15 protein-coding genes are annotated in these 15,547 nt (G+C 61.1%); 10 read left to right on the forward strand and 5 right to left on the reverse strand.

All coding sequences use genetic code 11. From position 1 onward, the window contains the following. Positions 1-484: 484 nt before the first annotated feature. The 8 genes from C8E00_RS16035 (at position 485) to tusA (ending at position 8,749) form a co-directional block, all read left to right on the forward strand. The gene (locus C8E00_RS16035) at positions 485-1,198 is read left to right on the forward strand and encodes a response regulator (RefSeq protein WP_133698527.1); all 714 of its coding nucleotides are present in this window, start codon (positions 485-487) and stop codon (positions 1,196-1,198) included. Positions 1,199-1,245: 47 nt separating this feature from the next. Beyond that, positions 1,246-2,637, forward strand: a complete 1,392-nt coding sequence (locus tag C8E00_RS16040; protein WP_243833213.1) for an ATP-binding protein — start codon at positions 1,246-1,248, stop codon at positions 2,635-2,637. 367 nt (positions 2,638-3,004) lie between these two features. Further along, a complete protein-coding gene (locus tag C8E00_RS16045; RefSeq protein ID WP_133698529.1) occupies positions 3,005-4,258 on the forward strand; it encodes an ABC transporter substrate-binding protein in 1,254 nt (417 codons plus the stop codon). A gap of 67 nt (positions 4,259-4,325) precedes the next feature. Then, entirely contained in the window at positions 4,326-5,258 is a 933-nt protein-coding gene (locus tag C8E00_RS16050; protein ID WP_133698530.1) for a carbohydrate ABC transporter permease, read from the forward strand. Next, positions 5,251-6,129, forward strand: coding sequence for a carbohydrate ABC transporter permease (locus C8E00_RS16055; RefSeq protein ID WP_133698531.1), 879 nt, complete (start codon positions 5,251-5,253; stop codon positions 6,127-6,129). Before C8E00_RS16050 ends, C8E00_RS16055 begins: the two co-directional genes overlap by 8 nt. 14 nt (positions 6,130-6,143) lie before the next feature. Next, positions 6,144-7,274 (forward strand): ABC transporter ATP-binding protein, encoded by a 1,131-nt coding sequence (locus tag C8E00_RS16060; RefSeq protein ID WP_133698532.1) that lies wholly within the window; start codon positions 6,144-6,146, stop codon positions 7,272-7,274. An 88-nt stretch (positions 7,275-7,362) separates the two neighbouring features. Beyond that, positions 7,363-8,436 (forward strand): 23S rRNA (cytidine(2498)-2'-O)-methyltransferase RlmM, encoded by a 1,074-nt coding sequence (gene rlmM, locus C8E00_RS16065; protein WP_133698533.1) that lies wholly within the window; start codon positions 7,363-7,365, stop codon positions 8,434-8,436. Positions 8,437-8,494: 58 nt separating this feature from the next. Then, positions 8,495-8,749, forward strand: coding sequence for a sulfurtransferase TusA (gene tusA, locus C8E00_RS16070; RefSeq protein WP_133698534.1), 255 nt, complete (start codon positions 8,495-8,497; stop codon positions 8,747-8,749). Positions 8,750-8,754: 5 nt separating this feature from the next. On the opposite strand, the gene C8E00_RS16075 is transcribed toward tusA, so the two are convergent. Further along, positions 8,755-9,450 carry a hypothetical protein gene (locus C8E00_RS16075; RefSeq protein ID WP_133698535.1) on the reverse strand — a complete coding sequence of 232 codons (696 nt, stop codon included), beginning with the start codon at positions 9,448-9,450 and terminating at the stop codon, positions 8,755-8,757. Between the two features lie 70 nt (positions 9,451-9,520). Next, positions 9,521-10,894 carry an MATE family efflux transporter gene (locus C8E00_RS16080; RefSeq protein WP_243833214.1) on the reverse strand — a complete coding sequence of 458 codons (1,374 nt, stop codon included), beginning with the start codon at positions 10,892-10,894 and terminating at the stop codon, positions 9,521-9,523. Positions 10,895-11,059: 165 nt separating this feature from the next. On the opposite strand from C8E00_RS16080, the gene C8E00_RS16085 reads away from it, so the two are divergent. Beyond that, positions 11,060-11,608 carry an elongation factor P hydroxylase gene (locus C8E00_RS16085; RefSeq protein WP_133698537.1) on the forward strand — a complete coding sequence of 183 codons (549 nt, stop codon included), beginning with the start codon at positions 11,060-11,062 and terminating at the stop codon, positions 11,606-11,608. 45 nt (positions 11,609-11,653) lie between these two features. On the opposite strand, the gene C8E00_RS16090 is transcribed toward C8E00_RS16085, so the two are convergent. After that, positions 11,654-12,130 (reverse strand): hypothetical protein, encoded by a 477-nt coding sequence (locus C8E00_RS16090; protein ID WP_133698538.1) that lies wholly within the window; start codon positions 12,128-12,130, stop codon positions 11,654-11,656. 1 nt (position 12,131) lies between these two features. Next, entirely contained in the window at positions 12,132-12,938 is an 807-nt protein-coding gene (locus C8E00_RS16095; protein ID WP_133698559.1) for a TatD family hydrolase, read from the reverse strand. A gap of 162 nt (positions 12,939-13,100) precedes the next feature. On the opposite strand from C8E00_RS16095, the gene C8E00_RS16100 reads away from it, so the two are divergent. Further along, positions 13,101-15,044: an ATP-binding cassette domain-containing protein gene (locus tag C8E00_RS16100; protein ID WP_133698539.1), complete on the forward strand. Its 1,944-nt coding sequence runs from the start codon at positions 13,101-13,103 to the stop codon at positions 15,042-15,044. A 43-nt stretch (positions 15,045-15,087) separates the two neighbouring features. On the opposite strand, the gene C8E00_RS16105 is transcribed toward C8E00_RS16100, so the two are convergent. Next, positions 15,088-15,543, reverse strand: a complete 456-nt coding sequence (locus C8E00_RS16105; protein ID WP_133698540.1) for a universal stress protein — start codon at positions 15,541-15,543, stop codon at positions 15,088-15,090. Positions 15,544-15,547 lie beyond the last annotated feature (4 nt).

Below are 15,547 nucleotides of genomic sequence, written 5' to 3' on the forward strand. Positions count from 1 at the left end.
GCGGTGCCACGAAGGGCCGGGCGGTCTCACCCCCATGCGAGAGTAGCGGAACGCCGCCCGGGACATCGTCAGGCATTTCTTCCGAACCCCGGCCATTTGGCCGGGGTTCATTCGTTTAGGGGCCTCCCACTGGCTCTCGTCAGGCATTTATCCCGGAAACCCTCGTTGGCACAGGCCAGCGGGGGGGCTCTCGTTTAGAGCCTCGTTCAAAACACGGATAGCTGCCGCAGGCGGTCGTGAAAGGCGTGTTTGTGCCGGCATTCATGAAAACCTACGACGTCACGATGGTATTCATTGCGGAGAGCGTCGAACAGGCGGCCGCATGTTCGTTATATTCCTCCCACTTTGGTCGCGTCGTGCCATGATTCTCTTGATGCCCGGGGACGGCCAACGCATCATTCGATAAAGAATAGCGACGATAACCAACAATACCCGCAGTGCCTTCCGTCGAATTGAGGAGCAGCGGCAGGGAGCGTCTCCCTTTATGACGATGAATCACACGACAGTGGCCGTCATCGATGATGACGCTGAAATTCGTGAGCTATTGACCGTTTACCTCGAGCGTCATGGTTTCAAGGTGGTCGCGGGTGAAGGTGGCGATGCCTTGCCCGCTTTGATACGCGATGAAGATCCTGATTTGCTGATACTCGACATCATGATGCCGGGAGAAGATGGTTTGTCGCTTTGTCGCGATCTACGTCGCCACAGCAACTTGCCGATCATCATGCTGACCGCGAGTGTGGACGAGACTGATCGTATTCTCGGGCTCGAGCTGGGCGCCGACGATTATCTTGCCAAGCCATTCAACCCGCGTGAGCTATTGGCGCGTATCAAGGCGATATTGCGTCGGGCCAAACCGTTACCGGCGGCGGCATCCCGTGTAGTAAGGTTCGGCCGCTGGTCGCTGGATAGAATTACGCGCGAGTTGATCGATGATGAGGGTAACCGAAGCTCCTTGTCGGGTGCGGATTACCAACTGCTCGGTGTGTTTCTCGAGCACCCTGAGCAGGTTCTGTCTCGTGAGCGCCTCTTCGATCTGAGCCGCGGGCGTCGTGCGCCGCCTCTGGATCGCTCCATCGATGTGCACGTCTGCCGCTTGCGCCAGCGCCTGGGGGAAGACGCCCAACATTCGCAATTGATCCGTACCGTGCGTGGCGCGGGCTATGTCTTGGCCACCCCTGTGGAATCGGGGATGTGAGGCGATGGTGGCGTCCGCGTACCCTCCGGGGGCGTTTCGTCTTGATCATGTTGCTGGGCGTGTTAGGCGCGCAGGTTGCCAGTTATGGTATCTGGAGCTGGCAGGAGAATCGTGATCGGCTGGTCAGGCTCGATTCCCTGTCGCGCCACTTGGCTGACAGTTTGGCGGCTACCGTCCGTTATTTCAGTTCCCTGCCTTATGAATACCGACATATCGTGCTCGATCAATTGCGTGATATGGGCGGAACCCGCTTCTTCGTCAGCGTCAACGATCACCGCATCGCTTTACCGCATACCAGTGGCGGTAGGATGCGCAACATGGTGGCCGACAACTTGCGTAACGGGCTCGAGCAAGAGCTCGGGCAGCGTGAGATGCACATCGGGTTTTCACGACCCAGTGACTTGCGGGTGTTCAATAATGAAGTGCCTCTGGCCGACCTCCCCGCGCATTGGGCGCATCGCAGTCTTGCGATCAGGCCGTTATCGACACCGATCCTCGTCGTACAAATGCCTCTCAAAGGCGGGAATTGGTTGTTCGTTGCTACCTCGCTTCCCATGGCGGAATCTCTGGAAGATGCCGCCTGGTTATCCGGTGACCGCTTGTTCGTCTCCATTGTCGTATTGTTGACGGTCATTGCATTGTCGTTATGGGGAATACGTTGGTCGACACGCCCGTTGTCCGTCTTGGCGAGAGCGGCAAGACGCCTTGGGGATGATCTCGAATCGCCCCCGATTGCCGAGCGTGGGCCGCGTGAGTTACGCGATACCGCGATGGCGTTCAATCGCATGAGCGAACGGATTCGCCATCAGGTCGAGGAACGCGAACGCTTGTTCTCCGCCATTTCACACGACCTGAAAACGCCCATCACACGCTTACGCCTGCGTGCCGAGATGCTTGATTCTCCCCAGCAACGCGAGGCATTCGTACGCTCTCTGGATGAGATGGATCAGTTGGTGAAGGGCGCCTTGGCGTCGGTGAAAGGGCTAGACCTTCATGAGACGGCCATCGCGATCGACGTGGACGCCCTGGTAAAGGGCATCATCGAGGAACGTTGCGTGCACGAAGCGGCGTCGATGCATCTTGAAGGACGTGCCGGCTGGTTGTCGGCTAAACCCCTCGCCCTCAAGCGCTGCCTGGCCAACCTCATCGAGAATGCCATGTTCTATGCACAACACGTGGATATCACACTGCACCGGGATAGTGAATACATCGTCATCGACATTAGCGATGATGGGCCGGGTATTCCTCACGACCAGCGTGAACGTGTCTTCGAGCCTTTCGTGCGGCTCGAACCGTCTCGGAGTCGCCACACGGGAGGTAGCGGGCTGGGACTTGCCATCGCCCGGCATATCGTACGCGCCCACGGTGGGGACATCCATTTGGGTGAGGCCAGCCGAGGAGGACTGAACGTTCAGTTAAGCCTGTCCCTGGGGCATTGAGTCGCTCAGTGCCGCCGGTCGCCATGTCGGTGAGTAAAATATTACTGAGCTGCAATATGTCGCCAAGACTTTGTAAGACTCGGTAACCCAACGCGGGGAAGGCATACGCTACGATCAAGTCCAAGGATCGGGAGCATAGGAACCACTGGCTCGTGGCCGTCAGCAAAAGGCCGAAGCCATAATGATAACGACGACGGTGGGTGCGCTTCCTTCGAGTCTGACCAGTGCCGGGCATTTCCAACCTTCGCGGGGCTCGCCCTTCTTTGTTCTGTCAGTGCACGGGTCGTTCCCGATATTGGTAAGACGTGAGGTGTTACCTCGCGATTGAGCGACGCATGTCGCAATAACAAGCATAAGGAGTTACGCCATGAAAACGATCCATGCGCTTGCCGCAGGTGCTCTGCTGGCTGCTGCCGTAGGACAGGCGCACGCCGCCGAGATCGAGGTGCTGCACTGGTGGACATCCGGTGGAGAGGCCAAGGCGGCCAACATGCTCAAGCAGAAGCTGGAAGCGAAAGGGCATACATGGAAAGACTTCGCCGTGGCCGGCGGGGGTGGCGACAGCGCCATGACGGTGCTCAAGTCGCGTGCGATTTCCGGCAACCCGCCCGCGGTGGCTCAAATCAAGGGGCCGCTCATTCAGGAATGGGGGGACATGGGGTTTCTAGGCAACATCGACAAGATTGCCAAGGAAGAAAACTGGGACTCTTTCCTGACGCCACAGCTCGCCGCCTATAACAAGGTCGATGGTCACTACGCCGCCGTACCGGTCAATATTCATCGCATTAACTGGCTATGGGCCAACCCTGACGTTCTCGAGAAAGCCGGCATCGACGACGTTCCCAAGACTTGGGACGAGTTCTTCGCCGACGCCAAAAAGATACGCGAAGCCGGCTTCATTCCTCTGGCGCACGGTGGTCAACCGTGGCAAGACGCTACCGTCTTCGAGGTCGTGATGATGGGAATCGGCGGCGGTGATTTCTATCGCAAGGCGTTCGTCGAACTCGATCCCGAGGCGTTGACCAGCGACACCATGATCGAGTCGCTGAAGACCTTCAAGAAGCTGCGCAGCACCATGGATGACAACATCGCCGGTCGTGACTGGAACATCGCGACCTCGATGGTCATCAATGGCAAAGCGGCCATGCAGATCATGGGTGATTGGGCCAAGGGCGAATTCACGGCTGCTGGACTGACCGCAGGTGAAGATTACTTGTGTGAAGCAGCGCCGATGACCGAGCACATGTTCTCCTACAACGTCGACAGTTTTGCCATGTTCAAGATCGACGATGAGGGTAAGCAACAGGCCCAGCAGGACCTGGCCAGCCTGATCCTGTCCAAGGATTTCCAGACCACCTTCAACAAGGCCAAGGGCTCGATTCCGGTGCGCCTCGACGTGCCGCTGGATAGCTTCGACAAGTGTGCCAAGGCATCGCGCAAGGCCTTCGATGCAGCCAGCGAAGGCAATGGTCTGGTACCCAGCCTGGCGCACGGCATGGCGGTCTCGGCAAGTGTCCAGGGAGCCGTGTTCGACGTGATTACCAATTTCTTCAACGATCCGGAGATGAGCGCAGAAACTGCCGCCAAGCGCTTGGCCAGCGCGGTCCGCGCGGCCAGTTAAAGAAGGTTGTGGCCGCCGCTCGGGATCGCGAGCGGCGGTTTCTCACGTCTCACGCAAGGACACTCTGATGTCGCAAACCGATTCTCCTCTGCCGCGCTCGCGTGCGAAGGCGGCCCGGCATTCGCTGTCCGGTAGCCTGGAGCGGATGTTGCCGCGCCTGGTGATCGCGCCGTCACTCGCCGTGGCACTGTTTTTCGTCTATGGCTACATGTTGTGGACGTTCGTTCTCTCGTTGACCGACTCGGGCATGCTGCCGCAATACGATTTCATCGGTTTCGCGCAGTACGCCCGTCTGTTTGCCAATGAGCGCTGGAACGTTGCGGCCACGAACCTGGTCGTGTTCGGTGGACTGTTCATCATTCTCTGCCTGTTCCTCGGGCTGATGCTGGCGATCCTGCTCGATCAGCGTATACGCCAGGAGGGCGCACTGCGCACGATCTATCTCTATCCCATGGCCTTGTCGCTGATCGTCACCGGGGTGGTCTGGCGCTGGATCCTCAACCCCGGGCTGGGTGTCGAGTCACTGGTGCGCAGCTGGGGCTTCGAGGATTTCACCTTCGATTGGCTGGTCAACCCTGACATGGCCATTTATGCGCTGGTGATGGCTGCGGTATGGCAGGCCTCGGGGTTCGTCATGGCGCTGTTTCTGGCCGGCTTGCGCAGCATCGACGACAACCTGTTCAAGGCGGCGGCGCTGGATGGCGCGAGCCTGCCCAAGGTCTACTGGCGGATCGTGATTCCGTGTCTACGTCCCGTGGTATTCAGCGCCGTGATGATCCTCGCGCATATCGCCATCAAGAGCTTCGACCTGGTGATGGCATTGACCGGCGGTGGGCCAGGCTACGCCACCGATCTACCGGCGACCTTCATGTACACCTATACCTTCACCCGCGGGGAGATCGGCCTGGGGTCGGCCAGCGCGATCATGATGCTATGCGGCGTGCTGGCGATCCTGGTGCCCTACCTGTATTCCGAACTGCGAGGAAACAAGCATGGATAACGTCATTCGGCGCCGTACGCCGGGCGCCCGCATGCTGCGCGCAGGTCTCTATGCATTGCTGATGGTGATGGCGCTGGTCTATCTGCTGCCACTGGTTGTGATGCTGCTGACCTCGCTCAAGCCGCTCGAGGAAATCCGCGCCGGGGGACTATTATCGTTACCGGATTCGCTGACGTTCGCGGCCTGGCTCAAGGCGTGGGGCAGCGCCTGTACCGGGACACGCTGCGAGGGCCTGTCGGGCTATTTCATGAACTCGGTGAGCATCGTGGTGCCGGCCGTGGCGATCTCTACGCTGATGGGGGCGCTCAACGGTTACGCGTTGACCAAGTGGCGCTTTCGTGGCGCCAACCTATGCTTCGCGCTGTTGTTGTTCGGCTGCTTCATTCCCTTTCAGGTGGTGTTGATGCCGATGGCCCAGACGCTGGGCTGGCTGGGCCTGGCGAGTTCGACGAGCGGGCTGGTGCTGGTGCACGTGGTCTACGGCATCGCCTTTACCACGTTGTTCTTTCGCAATTATTACGTGTCGATCCCCGACGAGATGATCGCTGCGGCCAAGCTCGATGGCGCGGGGTTTTTCCGTATCTTCTGGCGCATTCTGTTGCCGATCTCGGGCCCCATCATCACGGTATCGGTGATTTGGCAATTTACCCAGATCTGGAACGACTTCCTGTTTGGGGTTGCCTTTGCCGGATTCGGTTCACAGCCGGTGACGGTGGCGCTGAACAACCTGGTCAATACCTCCACCGGGGTCAAGGAGTATAACGTCGACATGGCCGGAGCACTGATCGCCGCGTTGCCGACGCTGGTGGTGTATGTCGTGGCTGGCAAATATTTCGTGCGCGGGCTGACCGCGGGTTCCGTCAAGGGCTGATTGCAGAGGTCATTATGTCCGCATTGAACATCCTTCACGTCGACAAGACGTTTGGTAACACCCAGGTACTCAAGGACATTTCGTTGGCGATAGAGTCTGGCGAGTTCCTGATCCTGGTCGGCCCTTCGGGCTGTGGCAAGTCGACACTGATGAATGCCATCGCAGGGTTGGAGCCGGTCACCTCCGGCGACATCCAGATCGGCGGTGAAGACGTCACCTGGCGCACGCCCGCCGAGCGTGACATTGCCATGGTGTTTCAGTCCTATGCCTTGTATCCGAGCATGAATGTGCGCCAGAACATCGCTTTCGGTCTGGAAATGCGCAAGATGCCCAAGGCCCAGCGCGAGGAGGCGGTCGCGCGCGTGGCCGATTTGCTGCAGATCACGCCGCTGCTCGACCGCAAACCGTCGCAACTCTCGGGCGGGCAGCGGCAGCGTGTCGCCATGGGGCGGGCTCTGGCGCGTGAGCCCCAGATCTACTTGTTCGACGAGCCGCTTTCGAACCTGGATGCCAAGCTGCGCGTGGAGATGCGCACCGAAATCAAGAAGCTGCATCAGCGCTTGGGAACCACCATCGTCTATGTGACGCATGACCAGATCGAAGCCATGACATTGGCGGACCGGATCGCGGTGATGCGCGACGGCGAGATCCTGCAGTTGGGCACGCCCGACGAGGTCTACAATGATCCCGTGGACATGTTCGTGGCGGGGTTCATGGGCTCGCCATCGATGAACTTCATTCCCGTGACGCTGGTCAGCCGTGATGACGGCTACGTGCTGCGCGTCCTCGACGAGCAGGATCCTACGGGAGCGCCGTTGGAACTCCCATGGCCGCCAGCGCGTGAAGCACAAGCATTGCATGAGTGGGTTGGTGAGCGGCTAATTCTCGGTGTGCGTCCCGAGCACTTCGTCGAAGACGAAACGCGCATGGAGACGTCATTCGATGGGACTCGGCTCGACGTGATGGCGACGGTGGTCGAACCCACCGGCGCGGATATCCTGCTCCAGGCCACGCTGAGCGGCACCGAGGTGACCATGCGTCTGGGACCCAAGAGTCAGGTAGCAGCCGGCGAGCGCGTTGCCTTGCGTGTCGACATGAGCCGTGCCGTGCTGTTCGAGACGACCAACCAGCGGCGCGTGGCATAGCGTCCGTGGCACGCGGAGACGCGTTGCGTGCTTGCCTTGGACGATAAGCGCTCGTTAGACTGCGCGCTCGCTGTTTCTGGAGTCCAACATGGCCGTATGTCCGCACGAATGGCTGCTCTACTGTCGTCCCGGTTTCGAAAAGGACCTGAGTGCCGAGGTCCTGGACAAGACCGCCCATGTGGGGCAGGTGGGATATCCTGTCGCGGCACCGAGCAGTGGTCATGTACGTTTCGTGCTCGATGCCGCCATGCCGGCCAACGAGGTGCATCGCGCCTTGCCGCTCGAGGCCCTGGTGTTTGCACGTCAATCGCTGGTGGCGTTCCCCCCTTTGGAAAACCTGCCACGCGACGATCGCTTGACGGCGATCGTCGAGCTGGTCGTTGCCAGCGGTTGGTCGTTTGAGGCGGTCTGGCAGGAAACGCCGGATACCAACGAAGAGAAAGCGCTGGCCGGTTTGATGAAGGCGCTGCGCAGGCCGCTGGAAAACACGCTCAAAAAGCGTGGCGCGCTGCGTCGCAAGGCAGGCGGGCGGCGTCTGCATCTGTTCTGGACGGCAGGTGACCGGGTGCAGGTGGCGGTGAGTTTCCCCGGCAACCGTGCCGAACATCCGGGCGGCATATGGCGTCTCAAGTTGCCGCGTGAAGCGCCGAGTCGCTCGACGCTCAAGCTCGAAGAAGCCTGGCATGTCTTCGTGCCGCGCGAAGCGTGGCCGACGCGGCTCAATGACAGCATGCAGGCCGCCGACCTGGGGGCTGCGCCGGGCGGTTGGACGTACCAACTCGTGCGCAAGGGCATGTACGTCTACGCCATCGATAACGGCCCCATGGATGACGCGCTCATGGCCAGCGGCCAGGTCGAACATCTGCGCGAGGACGGTTTCGTCTGGCAGCCGCCGATGCGACTCGACTGGTTGGTATGCGATATCGTCGACAAGCCCATGCGTGTCATCGACATGGTCGAACGCTGGCTCGTGGCGCCGTGGTGCCACGAAGCGATCTTCAACCTGAAGTTGCCGATGAAAAAGCGTTGGGAGGAGGTCTCGCGCTGTCTCGAACGATTGGCAACGTCGCTCGACCAAGCGGGGATCCGTGCGCGGATACGCTGCCGGCATCTGTATCATGACCGTGAGGAAGTCACCGTGCATGTGTGCCTGCTCGATTGAGATGGCCGTGGCAATGGCGCATCATCAGTCAGTGAATCCCTCTGAGGTAACGCCCCTTATGTCCGATCCCGATACTGCTCTCTCCACCACGCCGGATGCCGTGCTGGATACCTCCGGGTTGTATTGTCCCGAGCCGATCATGATGATGCACAACCAGGTACGGGACATGCAGGCTGGTCAACATCTAGAAGTGATCGCCACGGACCCGGCCACCACACGCGACATTCCCAAGTTCTGCACGTTCCTGGGCCATGAACTGGTCTCGCAGGCCCAGGACGGCGATCATTACCGCTACGTCATTCGTCTCGCATGACGCCCTTACGATGAGGGCGTCGTCATTGCGGCAAGGGCTTCCAATGTGGTGGGATCCTGCTGCTTGATCTGATTGGCGATGTGACGCTGGAAATAATACACCGTCGCATGACGGCTATGACCGGGATAGAGGCAGTCATCCCCGGCCAAGACCGGCGTCTGCTCGATACGCTCCTCGTCGACGAGGAGCGATTCCACCCTCCCGTCGTTATACAGGCGCCAGCCAAATACCTGCTTGAGTTGCCAGCTGTCACCCTCGCTGACGAGGCACAACGCATGCGTGCCCTGGGTATCGGGCAACTGTTGGATCAAGGTCGGTGTCGACGTCTCCTCATACTCGAAATACGCAGCGGCATGTTCCAGCTCATGGACCTTGTGCTCGGGCGGGGAGTGGAAGATGTCTTCCGTCTCGGGATCACGATAGCCGAAAAAATGCCCATGCTCGGGGCTGTCCACTTCATGGCAGGGGGACAGCGATTCCATCCAGGGCACCAGACCGACTACCTCGCCGCTTTCACGAAGTCCCCAAGCCAGCAGCGGCATGGCATACAGCGTGTCCGGATCCGAGGTCAGGTGATAGAGCATTTCAAGGCCATCCAGTTCAGGCGACAAGCGCAGAATGCGGCGCTGTGCCTGACGTCGCTGCCTCATGGTGTCCAGGTCGATGACCTGAGCGGTGCGTGGGGACGAAACGATACCCATGGCAACCTCCTTGCGCGGCAGTAATAGGCCAAGACCTCAACTTACTATTAGCATAGGGTGGCGTGGAAAGTTAAGCATTGTCGTGCAAACTGCGCTGAACTCGGTGATGCAGACGCCAGCCCAGCAACACGGCAGCCACCGTCAGTCCGGCGCACAGGCCCAGCCAATAGCCATGGATGCCGAAGGGCGCGAAGTGGCCTTCCCAGCCACGCCCCAGCAAGTGGCCGCCCGCCAGCCCGACCAACCAGTATGACAAGACCGTGATCAGCATGATGATCCGGGTGTCCTTGTAGCCGCGCAATGCACCGGCCAAGTTGGCCTGGAGCGAGTCGGAGATCTGATAGAGCATGGCCAGCGTGACCAGCGACATGGCCAGGGCATGCACTTCCGTGTTCGACGTATACAAAGCGAGGATGGGCGACGCCGTTGCCCATAGGATGGCATCGTTGAGCAGGGCCACCAGCAAGCACACGACAATGCCGTTCCAGGCCACGAAGCGTGCCTCGTGCATGTCACCGCGCCCCAGCGTATTACCCACCCTCACGGTGAGCGCCATGCTCAGCGACAATGGCAGCATGAACAGGATCGAGGTGTAATTGAGCGCAATCTGGTGGGCGGAAACGACGATTTCCCCCAAGCGTGCCACAAACAAGGCAATCAGGGTGAACAGCGTGACCTCGACGAAGATCGCCACACCGATAGGCACGCCGACATGCAACAGCTCGACTATGTCGCGCCGACGAGGGGGAACCGGCGAGTGCCACAAGGTGACGCTACCGTAGGCTCGGGCACGATGCGTATAGATCATCATCGCCAGGCACATCACCCACATGGACACCGCCGTGGCGATACCGCAGCCCACGGCGCCTAGAGCAGGCAAGCCGGCGATCCAGCCGGGGGTGATATCGCCCAGCAGCGAGACGATGCCGGGACCACCGTAGATCAGTGCATAGTTGAAGGGAATGTTGATGCCTAGCCCGAGGAGGCTGATCCACAAGGCGGGGCGGGTATGATTCATGCCGTCGGAAAAGGCGCGCAAGGCCTGATAAAGACCGATCCCCGGCATGCCGAACGCCACGGCGGTGAGATACCCGGTGGAGAGTTCGGCCACATGCTCGGGGACCTCCATGAGTCGGAAAACCGGGCCGACGCCGAACCACAGGAGCAACGCCGATAGGGTGCCCAGCAGCAGGGCGACCCATAGCGCCTGATGGACGTAAGGACGAATCGTCGCCTGGCGCTGGCCGCCCAAAAGCTGTGCCACGATGGGGGTGAGTCCCATGAGGGCGCCGGTCATGAAGAGCATCAACGGCAGCCACAGGCTGGAGCCGACCGAGACGGCGGCCAGGTCGGTCGCGCTGGCGCGCCCTGCCATGATGATGTCGACCGCACTCATTCCCGACTGCGCCAGTTGCGCGCCGCAGATAGGCAGCGCCAGGCGCATCAAGAGGCGCGACTCACGCAGGCTATGGACGTATAAGGCCTTGAAGGCGCTCAAACCGGTCCTCCCTGACAGGCAAAAGCGGCATTTTAGCAAGCGTACGTCGTGAATGCCTTTCATCGTGCGGCGGAGTGCCTATAATATTTTCCCGCTTTTGAAGGAGGCCGCGTGATTCACCGTATCGACGATGTCATCGCCGTGTTCGACGGCGTGTTTGCCGGGCCATATCGAACATGTCTGGTCAGCGGCGATGACGAACCCCTGTACTGTCCCGCCAGCGATGAGCATGCCCTGCATCGGATCATTTTCGCGCATGGCTTCTTCGCCAGTGCCCTGCATGAGGTCAGCCACTGGTGCATCGCCGGGGAGCGTCGTCGTCAGTTGGAGGACTACGGCTACTGGTACGAGCCCGATGGTCGCGATGCCGAGCGTCAACGTGAGTTCGAAAGCGTCGAGGTCGCCCCTCAGGCGCTCGAATTGCTGTTCAGCGAGGCTTGCAATCGACGCTTTAACGTCAGTGTCGATAACCTGGGTGGCCCCGAGGTCGATCGGGACGCCTTCGCCGAGCGGGTTGCCGCACGCGCGGCCCGTTATCGCGAGACCGGCCTGCCTCGCCGGGCGGCGGCGTTTCGCGAGGCACTGCATGCCTTCTACCGTCGCGGGTTATCGCGCGAGGCGGCGATCGATGTAGGGCGGGAAAGCCTGCAACCAACCTGACCGAGGGGCATGGCCGGCCCCTCGTGATGCGGCGAGTGGTTCGCGTTACTCCTCGCCGCGCAGGCGCTGGTGCAGATACAACATGACCTGCACTTCATGATCGGCGCGCATGGGCTCGAGTCCGAGATCGCCGAACAGTTCCCCCCGGGCACGCGTCCATTCTCCTGGACCGAGGTCGGGGTAGAGCGTTTCCGCCGGCGCCAGTTCGACGAAGGGCGTTACCGCGAAGTCCTCGAACAGGCGCGATAGCGCGGCCTCGTCGTCGCCTACCCCCGCCGTATAGAGCGTCACGTTGAAGTGATCGGCCTCCAGCTCGCGCAATACATCCAGGGGGCTAATGCCCAGGCTGCGCAGCTCTTCCAGGCTGTAATCGCCGAGTTTCAGGAGGTCTTCGTCGAGCCAGTCGTCGTCAGGCTGGATCAGCGCATGCTTGATCTGGCCATCGGGCAGGGCCCAGGAAATGGCGACGGGAAGCGCGTCCTCGTCGCCGGTTTCGATGGTGATGAAACCAGGAAAGTCCATGTCAGTGCTCCTCGTCGAGTTGGAAGAATCGGCGCGCCGTAGCGGTGGTGGAAGCCGCCAGCGAGGCCTCGCTCTCGCCGCGCCAGTGCGCTATTTCGCGGACGATCCAGGGTAGCAGCGCGGGTTCGTGTCGGCGTCCCTTGAGCTTGGCCGGCAGGTTGCGCGGCAACAAGTACGGACAGTCGGTTTCGACCATCAGCCGCGTGGCGGGAATGTCACCGACGAGTTCGCGCAGATGATGGCCGCGTCGCTCATCGCACAACCAGCCGGTCAGGCCGATATGCAGATCGAGATCCAGGTAGCCATGCAGGGTCTCGCGGTCGGCAGTGAAACAATGCACGACGGCGTTGCCGATATCGTCACGCCAGTGACGCAGAATGTCGCGCATCCGTGGGCCGGCGTCACGCTCATGCAGGAACAGTGGCAGGCCGCTTTCGACGGCCAGGCCGAGCTGGGCCTCGAAGGCGCGTTCCTGCTCGGTGGGGGTGGAAAAGTTGCGATTGAAATCCAGCCCGCATTCGCCCACGGCGACGACCTTGGCGTCGGCGTGCAGCGCTCGCATGGCGCTCCCCAGCGGGGCATCCCAGTGGCTGGCCATATGCGGATGCAGCCCTGCCGTGGCGTAGAGGCCGTCGTGGCGATGCGCCAGGGCGGCGGCCTGCTCACTGTGCACCAGGTCGGTGCCGGTGAGAATCAGCGTCGCTACCTCGGCCACCCGAGCGCGCTCGAGCACGGCGTCGAGGTCCTTGGCGAAGCTTTCGTGCGTCAGGTTCGCACCGATATCGACCAGGGGGGCGGGCGACGTCATGCGCAGCGCGTCAGGTAGCGGATTGGCGTCGTCGTGTGTCACGGAAGATCTCTCCAGCCCAATGAGTCGCGAAAACCCACCATTCTACCCCCGGACCCAAGAGGCGACCATGCGTTACACTAGCGTCTTTACTCCGAATGTCTGTCAACGAGGTGGTCACGCGTGACGTTGTTACGTCTGGAACAGTTGCAATTGGCTTACGGCACCCAGGTCCTGCTGGATAACGCCGAGCTGACGCTGGAAAAAGGGGAGCGCTTGGCGCTGGTGGGGCGCAACGGCACTGGCAAATCGACGTTCCTCAAGTTGATTTCCGGTGAGACGTTGGCCGATGGAGGACACATCTGGCGCGCACCGGGATTGAAAGTGGGCGTGTTGGCGCAGGAACTGCCGGATGCCAGCGGCAACACCATTTTCGATGTCGTCGCCCAGGGCCTCCCAGAAGCGGGTGCCTTGCTGAGCGCCTATCACCACCTGGTGATGAGCGAGTCGCCCGACATGGACGAGCTCGAGCGGCTGCAAACCCAGCTCGAGTCGGTGGATGGCTGGTCGTTCCATCAACGCATCGACACCATTCTCTCGCGTCTGGGGCTACCCGAAGACACCGAAATGGCCAGCCTCTCCGGGGGGTGGCGGCGGCGTGTGGCGCTGGCGCGTGCTCTGGTCGCCGACCCTGATGTGCTGCTGCTCGACGAGCCGACCAACCATCTCGATCTGGATACCATCGGTTGGTTGGAAGAACAGTTGCTCGCCTTCAATGGCTCGGTGCTGTTCATTACCCACGACAGGGCCTTCTTGTCGCGGCTGGCGACCAATATCCTCGAACTCGACCGTGGCCAGCTGGGGCGTTACCCCGGCGACTACGCGGCGTATCAGGCGCAAAAACAGCATGAGCTCGAGGTCGAAGCGCGCGAGCGCGCCGAATTCGACAAGAAGCTCGCCAAGGAAGAGGCCTGGATCCGTCAAGGCATCAAAGCGCGCCGCACGCGCAACGAGGGGCGTGTGCGGGCGCTCGAGAAGATGCGTGGCGAACGTGCCGAGCGCCGCGAACGCGTGGGCCGCGCGCAGCTCAGCGTCGACAGCGGTGAGCGCACCGGCAAGCGCGTCGTCGAACTCACGGGGGTCAGTCAGCGTTTTGGCGACGACTGGGTGGTGCGCGATCTGTCGCTGGAAATTCAGCGTGGTGATCGTATCGGCTTCATCGGCCGCAATGGCGCCGGCAAGACCACCTTGCTGAAGATCCTGCTGGGGGAGCTCGAGCCCAGTGAAGGGAAAGTGCGGATGGGCACCAACCTGAGCGTGGCCTATTTCGATCAACTGCGTGCCGGCCTGGAGCTCGAGAAAACCGTCTACGACAACGTGGCCCAGGGGAGCGACCGCGTCGAAGTGGGCGGCAAGGACCGGCATGTCATGAGCTACTTGCAGGATTTCCTGTTTTCGCCGGACCGCGTGCGCCAGCCGGTCAAGGCGCTCTCGGGCGGGGAGTCGAATCGACTGCTGCTGGCCAAGTTGTTCACCCAACCGGCCAACGTCCTGGTGCTCGACGAACCGACCAACGATCTGGACGTCGAAACCCTCGAGCTGCTCGAGGAACTGCTGCTGGATTTCGACGGCACCCTGCTGCTGGTTTCGCACGACCGTGCCTTCATGGACAACGTGGTCACCAGCGTATTGGCCTTCGAAGGTGAAGGGCGCGTCCAGGAATACGTCGGCGGGTATAGCGATTGGGTGCGGCAGGGCGGCAAGCTGCCGCCGGCACCGTTCGAGTTCGGCAGCGCGGCGAACGTACTGCCGGCCCAAGAGGCGGCAACGCCAGCCCCCAAGTCTGCCGATCCGGATATCGGCAAGGCCGAGGCCCCGGCGTCCAAGCCCAAGCGGGTCAAGCTTTCCTACAAGTTGCAGCGCGAACTGGACCAGCTACCGGCCACCATCGAAGCCCTGGAAACCGAGGTGGCGAATTTCGAAGCGGAGGTCGGCGCGCCCGAGTTCTATCAGCAGGACAGCGATACCGTGACTCAGCGTCTGGAGGCGTTGGACGCCAAACAAGCCGAGCTGGATGCGGCGATGTCGCGCTGGATGGAACTGGAGGCCATGGCCGAGGGCGAGTAAAGGCGAAGGCGCCGGATACGGTCAGCGTACCCGGCGCCTGGCGTCATTCGTCGACTTCGCCGTCTTTACCTACGCGTACCGCCAGCACGTCGCATTGTGCGCCGTGCAGCACGCCGGTGGAGGTCGAGCCGAGCAGCAAGGCAAAGCCGTGGCGACCATGCGAGCCCACGACAATCAAGTCGACATCGTGTTCGGCGGCGAAACGATGGATCTCGGTATCGGGCATGCCGACCACGACGTACTGGTTGTCCGCCGAGATGCCGTGAGGATCGGCGATTTCCGCGAGCCGCTGTTTGGCATGGTCGTCGAGCTGGTCCTGGATGCTGGTCAGATCCATGGGGATATCGCCGCCATAGGCGAATCCCAGTGGTTCGAGCGTATGCATGATCGATAGCTTGGCATGGTTACGCTCGGCGATGGGAATCGCACGCTCGAGTACCTTACGGGAATCCTTGGTCAGGTCGACGGCGACTAAGACGTGTGTGTACTCGTTACTCATGGGG

This window comes from Chromohalobacter marismortui (genome assembly GCF_004364315.1).
GTDB lineage: Bacteria > Pseudomonadota > Gammaproteobacteria > Pseudomonadales > Halomonadaceae > Chromohalobacter > Chromohalobacter marismortui.

Excerpts from the sequence above, each read along its gene's own strand:
- C8E00_RS16035 (WP_133698527.1), top strand. The coding sequence starts at position 485 with ATGACGATGAATCACACGACAGTGGCCGTCATCGATGATGACGCTGAA.
- C8E00_RS16040 (WP_243833213.1), top strand. The coding sequence starts at position 1,246 with ATGTTGCTGGGCGTGTTAGGCGCGCAGGTTGCCAGTTATGGTATCTGG.
- C8E00_RS16045 (WP_133698529.1), top strand. The coding sequence starts at position 3,005 with ATGAAAACGATCCATGCGCTTGCCGCAGGTGCTCTGCTGGCTGCTGCC.
- C8E00_RS16050 (WP_133698530.1), top strand. The coding sequence starts at position 4,326 with ATGTCGCAAACCGATTCTCCTCTGCCGCGCTCGCGTGCGAAGGCGGCC.
- C8E00_RS16055 (WP_133698531.1), top strand. The coding sequence starts at position 5,251 with ATGGATAACGTCATTCGGCGCCGTACGCCGGGCGCCCGCATGCTGCGC.
- C8E00_RS16060 (WP_133698532.1), top strand. The coding sequence starts at position 6,144 with ATGTCCGCATTGAACATCCTTCACGTCGACAAGACGTTTGGTAACACC.
- rlmM (WP_133698533.1), top strand. The coding sequence starts at position 7,363 with ATGGCCGTATGTCCGCACGAATGGCTGCTCTACTGTCGTCCCGGTTTC.
- tusA (WP_133698534.1), top strand. The coding sequence starts at position 8,495 with ATGTCCGATCCCGATACTGCTCTCTCCACCACGCCGGATGCCGTGCTG.
- C8E00_RS16075 (WP_133698535.1), bottom strand. The coding sequence starts at position 9,450 with ATGGGTATCGTTTCGTCCCCACGCACCGCTCAGGTCATCGACCTGGAC.
- C8E00_RS16080 (WP_243833214.1), bottom strand. The coding sequence starts at position 10,894 with ATGCGCCTGGCGCTGCCTATCTGCGGCGCGCAACTGGCGCAGTCGGGA.
- C8E00_RS16090 (WP_133698538.1), bottom strand. The coding sequence starts at position 12,130 with ATGGACTTTCCTGGTTTCATCACCATCGAAACCGGCGACGAGGACGCG.
- C8E00_RS16095 (WP_133698559.1), bottom strand. The coding sequence starts at position 12,938 with ATGACGTCGCCCGCCCCCCTGGTCGATATCGGTGCGAACCTGACGCAC.
- C8E00_RS16105 (WP_133698540.1), bottom strand. The coding sequence starts at position 15,543 with ATGAGTAACGAGTACACACACGTCTTAGTCGCCGTCGACCTGACCAAG.